A 5,317-nucleotide genomic window follows, 5' to 3' on the forward strand; every position below is an offset into this window, starting at 1 on the left:
ACGCTGCGCAGCCAGATGTCGAACGCGCCCTTCGACGCCTGGTAGGCACCCCACTGCGGGCCGGGCGGAACCCGCACCCCGATGCTCGACACGCTGATGACGTGCCCGCCCCCATGCTCGCGCATCGCGGGGAGCACCCCGAGCAGTAACCGGATCGGCCCGAGGTAATTGATGTCGATGGTGCGCTGAAAGTCATGCGGGCGGTCGTACTGGTGATGCAGCGATCGCCGCAGGGACTTGCCGGCATTGCTCACCACGATGTCAAGCGCGCCGTGCTCGTCGCCGATGCGTTCGGCCAGCGTGTTGACGGCTGATTCGTCGGTCAGATCGGTCGGATAGGAGGCCGCTCGGCCGCCGCCGGTGGTGATCGATGCCACCAGGTCGTCGAGCCGGTCGGCCGAGCGGGCGACGGCGAGTACGGTCGCACCCGCGGCAGCCAACGCGCGAGCGGTCGCCTCGCCGACACCGTACGATGCGCCGGTTACCAGCACGGTTTTGCCGGACACGGCGCGGCGTAACTTGTCCGGGTCCGAGATCCGCGGCGGGTTGACTAGTTTGTCGATCGCCTTGGCCGCTACGTTCATGGATCTATTGTCCCAGGTCCACACCTACCTCTAAGCGGTCGTGTGCTCTGCGTCTTGCTTACCGGCGCAGCGCGGCAGTCACCGTCACGCTACGCGCGGTGCTGAGCGGCCTCGAAACCACCAGACCGTTGGTTTGCCGGGTTTTCTCGTCGCGTTAACGGCTTCTGCAACGGGTGGCCGTAGGCTTTGACTCGACTAAGCGTGATGCGCCCACGGCTGCGTAACTGCCTCTACGGCTTGGCTTTTGGCGAAAGGAATGCACATGACGGATCTGCACACGAGCACGCTGCCTCCTGCATTGCGCAGGCATTGGATTTGCTTACTGATCCGCCGACGGACCCTGATGTCAGCAAGGGCTACCTCGACCTGCTGGGCACCGGCTCGGATGAAGAATCGTCGTCGGCGAAGAACACCGGCGTGATCCAGGTGATGTGGACCTCGCCGGTGGTGGCGACGATCTACGACACCCAACAAGCTGTGCTACGCAGGGTCGTTCGCGTCCTGCAGCCGCCCACCCAATGGTTGAACATCCCAGCCGGCGGCGTCGTAGTGGACGTCGGCTGCGATCCCTCAGCAGCGCTGGATGAGATTGCGTGGGTACTGAAGCCCGGTGGGCGACTGGCCGTGATGGTGCCGGCGGCCGGGCGCGCCGCTCTGTTGTGGCGGGTGCTACCGAACGGCGGAGCCTATGTGTTCGGCGAGGACGAGATCGGCGACATCCTGGAAGACCGTGGCTTCGCCACCGTGCGCACCAAGAACGTCGGGACGTTCCAGTGGGTGCGCGCAAAACGCGGCCACGCGGACTAACTCGATTTCTTGCCGCCCTTTCGGCCGGCGGCCTTCTTCTGGGACTGATTGCCGCCGCTGCCGCTACCGCTGCTGCGACTGCTCTTGCTGCTGCCCGAGCTCTTGCCCCCTCTACTAGATGCTCCGGGCGAGTTCGCAATTGCCGCCGCCCGAGATTTGCTCATCCCTTTCTTGCGCAAGCCCTCATACTGCTTGTCGTTCTTGACGCTTGAACCGTGATCCTTCGCCATGGTGCCTCCTCTGACGTCGTTTGCTCGGAATACCCACCTTCGGGTGTGAGCACACATTCGTATAGGCGCCCGCCAGTAGGTGGGTGCGGTGACGCAAACAATGCGGCCTGCGCATGAGCGAGTTGCGATGTAGCTGGACAGTTTTAAAGACGGTTGCTTCAGCCGTGTACAGGCGTCATTCCACCTTTAAACCATCGCCGTACAGGCCCAGCGTGCTGAGCGCCTGCCCGCGCAAACACCTACCAGCTGCTCGTAAACGTGAAGGTGTAGCCGGTGCACACCGAGGCGGTTGAGTGCGCCTTGGTAATCCGCTGTTTGGGCCCACGACTCCGGCAACTACCCTTGTTTAGTCGAGCCCGCCCGAAGTGGATTCCGCCAAGTTTGGGCGACCAGGGTTGACTGCGTGGCCATTGACGCACGTTAGGGTGCTCTGGTCGGCCTCAACAACAAGCCGATAGAACAGTTGGACACATTCATGACCGCAGCAGCAGAAGCGTCGACAATCGAATCGCGGGTCGGCCACTACTACCAGATGGACGGCACCTACCTGGTCGGCCGCGAGAAGCTACGCGAGTACGCCCGTGCAGTGCAGGACTATCACCCGGCGCACTGGGATGTCGCCGCCGCGGCAGAGCTGGGCTACCCGGATTTGGTCGCGCCACTGACATTCACGTCGGTCCCGGGCATGGCCTGTAACCGCCGCATGTTCGAATCGGTGGTCGTCGGTTACCACACCTACGTGCAGACCGAAGAAGTCTTCGAGCAGCACCGCCCAATCGTCGCCGGCGATGAGCTGAACGTCGACGTCGAACTATCGTCGGTGCGACGGATCGGCGGCCGAGACCTGATCACCGTGACCAACACCTTCACCGATACTGCCGGAGAACGAGTGCACACCCTGCACACCACTGTCGTCGGCGTCACCGCCGAGGATGTCGATCCGGCGATCAAGACGGCCGCTCAGAACGCGATGATGCACGACGTCAACCTCGCCGAAATCGGCGACTCGGATGCTGACTACGAAAAGACTGTGCGCGCCGCAGGTGACGTTCGGATAGCCGAAGGCGGCACCACCCGCACGCCGGGGACGCCGTCCTTCGAAGACGTCCAGGTCGGCGACGAGCTCCCGGTGCGCCATGCACGGCTGTCGCGGGGCGACCTGGTGAACTATGCCGGGGTGGCCGGCGACGCCAACCCCATTCACTGGGCCGAGGACATCGCCAAACTGGCCGGGCTGCCCGATGTGATCGCCCACGGAATGCTGACGATGGGTTTGGGTGCCGGATTCGTCTCCGCATGGTCGGGCGACCCCGGTGCGGTTACCCGCTACGCGGTGCGGCTGTCCCAGCCCGCGATCGTATCGGCCACAGAGGGCGCCGACATGGAATTCAGCGGCCGGATCAAATCTCTGGACCCGGCAACCCGCACGGGTGTGTTGATCGTCGCCGCGAAGTCTGACGGCCGGAAGATCTTCGGCCTGGCGACGGCGAACGTCCGCTTCCGCTGACCAGGCGGCCGCTGGTGACGACGGGTTGAGAGAAGTAACCAGCTGGTGACGCCACCAGGCCGCCAGCGGAATTCTTAGAGTATGACCAAGCGCATCCTTGACGTCGTCACCAATGTCTCTCACTACGAGGATCCTTCCGAGCCGACCGGGCTGTGGCTCTCGGAGCTGACGCACGCGTATGACGTCTTCGCTGAAGCGGGTTACGAACAGACGATCGTCAGCCCGAAAGGGGGCCCATCACCGCTGGAGCCCCGTTCGCTGAAGTTTCCGAGCTACACCAAGAGCGCTAAGGCGTGGAAGGCCGACGAGGCGAAGATGGCCCTGCTGGCCAGCACCGCCTCACCCGATGAGATCGACTCGGCCGAGTTTGACGCGATTTACTTCACCGGCGGTCATGCGGTGATGTTCGACTTCCCAGATAGCGAAGGCAACGCATCACGCGCGAGATCTTCGATCGCGGTGGAATCGTGTCCTCGGTCTGCCACGGCTACTGCGGCCTGCTCAACACCAAGCTGTCGGACGGATCGCTGTTGGTCGACAGACGGAAGCTCACTGGGTTCGCCTGGTCCGAAGAGGTCCTGGCCCGGGTCAACAGGTTGGTGCCCTACAACGCCGAGGATGAAATAAAGAAGCGCGGCGCCCGGTACGAAAAGGGCCTGATTCCCTTTGCCCCGTTCGTCGTCGTGGACGGGCGGCTGGTAACGGGCCAGAATCCGGCGTCCGCCAAGGCGACAGCCAAGAAGGTCGTCTCTGTGCTAGAAGGCTGACCCGCCGGCACGGAGCCACCGCACCGACCCCGACGTAGGCGTCGCATCGTCGCTATCGCTAGCAGCCGACTATCAGTTCTCCACAAGGTCGGGGATAGGCTCTGCGCCCGTGAGCCAGTGCCGTCCGACCCGGCGCGCGGTCTCCCACTTCGGCACGCTCACCGCGTCGTCCTGACCGAGATCCTCGGGGGTCGGGCCGATGCGTTCGGCCAGGGCGGCCAACGCACCCACGTCGAAGTTGTACATCTCGGCTGCTGCCAGGCCCAGCATCTGCCGGGTCTCCTCGATGGGGACGTCCCAGAAGGAGCGCCGCAGCCATTCGCGGGTGTGCGGCCAGGTCCCCTCCGGATGGGGGAAGTCGTTGCCCCACAGCAGGTTTGATACGCCGATCTCGTAGCGCCGCGCCAGCTCCCGCCGCTCGGTGGTGGTAGCCCCGATAAAACAGTTCCGGTCGAAGTAGGCCGAGGGCGGCATCGTCAGATCGCCCTCCATCAAATGGCTCATCTTCTTGGCCGAGTGCTCCCGCAGATACCGCGTGTCCATCAGCCAGAGCAGGTCGTTGGCCCAGAACGCGCCGCACTCGGTGACTCCCCATCGCAGCCGGGGGAAACGCTCGAACACGCCCGACCACAACGCGAACCACAGGGGCCGGGCTCCCCACCAGCGCACCTCGGTTACATAGATGCCCAGGTGGCCTCCGTACTCCTCCTGCGGGGCGGGACCGGAGTGGGTGTGCACCGGCATCTGCAGGTCCTGGCAGGCGGCCCAGACCTTGTCGTAGCGACGGTCGTGGTAGGGCGCATAGCCGACCCAACGCGCGGGGATCAGGATCCCGCCCCGCAATCCGGACTCTGCGGCCCGAGTGATCTCGGCTACCGCCGCGTCGATGTCCGCCAGTATCGGCACAACCGCGACCCCGGCCCGCCGCTCGGGGCCGTGGCTGCACAGCTCGGCCAACCAGCGGTTGTGGGCCCGCGCCCCGGCCATGGCGCGACCGGGGTCGAGATCGCCTGACTGGCCCAGACCGGCCCCAAACGGCGCCCCGGCGACCCCGGTCACCGCGTCGGCGTCGGGAAAGATGACCTCGCCGACCACCCCGTCGCCGTCGAGCTCTTTGTCCCGCAGGGCTACATCCCATCCGCCGGCGATGCCCTCTCCATGCTCGGAGAACCACGCTTGCGCGAACTGTTCGTCGATGAACCCGCCGACCTGAGACGCGGCAGTCTTCTCCGCCAGGTACGCCTCGAAGTCCTCCCGATATTCGGGGTCGACGTACTCGCGGTACCGCTCGGTCGGAAGCTCGGCGTGGGTGTCTGCCGAGATGATCACGTACGGGTCCATGGTGAACCTTTCGCTACCAGGCACGGATGGGGTCGGGCTCGAAGACGGTGCTGCTCGCGTCGGCGGGCACGGCCGGCAGCG

The 5,317-nt window shown here is 64.9% G+C and carries 4 protein-coding genes and 2 pseudogenes (1 of these 6 cut by a window edge); 3 read left to right on the forward strand and 3 right to left on the reverse strand.

The features are described from left to right. A pseudogene (locus tag ACFE99_RS02420) lies at nucleotides 1–584 on the reverse strand (SDR family NAD(P)-dependent oxidoreductase); it reaches 264 nt to the left of the window's first position. A 309-nt stretch (nucleotides 585–893) separates the two neighbouring features. Here ACFE99_RS02420 and ACFE99_RS02425 point away from each other — a divergent pair. Continuing rightward, the gene (locus ACFE99_RS02425) at nucleotides 894–1,391 is read left to right on the forward strand and encodes a hypothetical protein (RefSeq protein ID WP_375482077.1); all 498 of its coding nucleotides are present in this window, start codon (nucleotides 894–896) and stop codon (nucleotides 1,389–1,391) included. On the opposite strand, the gene ACFE99_RS02430 is transcribed toward ACFE99_RS02425, so the two are convergent. Further along, the gene (locus ACFE99_RS02430) at nucleotides 1,388–1,621 is read right to left on the reverse strand and encodes a hypothetical protein (protein ID WP_083086893.1); all 234 of its coding nucleotides are present in this window, start codon (nucleotides 1,619–1,621) and stop codon (nucleotides 1,388–1,390) included. The two genes, ACFE99_RS02425 and ACFE99_RS02430, sit on opposite strands and share 4 nt — an antisense overlap. Before the next feature lie 475 nt (nucleotides 1,622–2,096). Here ACFE99_RS02430 and ACFE99_RS02435 point away from each other — a divergent pair, with 475 nt between their 5' ends. Together ACFE99_RS02435 and ACFE99_RS02440 are read left to right on the forward strand one after the other, a co-directional pair. Further along, nucleotides 2,097–3,128, forward strand: coding sequence for a fused (3R)-hydroxyacyl-ACP dehydratase subunits HadA/HadB (locus ACFE99_RS02435; RefSeq protein ID WP_375482080.1), 1,032 nt, complete (start codon nucleotides 2,097–2,099; stop codon nucleotides 3,126–3,128). An 81-nt stretch (nucleotides 3,129–3,209) separates the two neighbouring features. Next, nucleotides 3,210–3,895: pseudogene (locus ACFE99_RS02440) on the forward strand (type 1 glutamine amidotransferase domain-containing protein). Nucleotides 3,896–3,967: 72 nt separating this feature from the next. On the opposite strand, the gene ACFE99_RS02445 reads toward ACFE99_RS02440, so the two are convergent. Further along, nucleotides 3,968–5,236: an amidohydrolase family protein gene (locus tag ACFE99_RS02445; RefSeq protein WP_375482082.1), complete on the reverse strand. Its 1,269-nt coding sequence runs from the start codon at nucleotides 5,234–5,236 to the stop codon at nucleotides 3,968–3,970. Nucleotides 5,237–5,317 lie beyond the last annotated feature (81 nt).

Origin of the sequence: uncultured Mycobacterium sp. (genome assembly GCF_964249325.1) — a bacterium.
Classification (GTDB): Bacteria; Actinomycetota; Actinomycetes; order Mycobacteriales; family Mycobacteriaceae; genus Mycobacterium.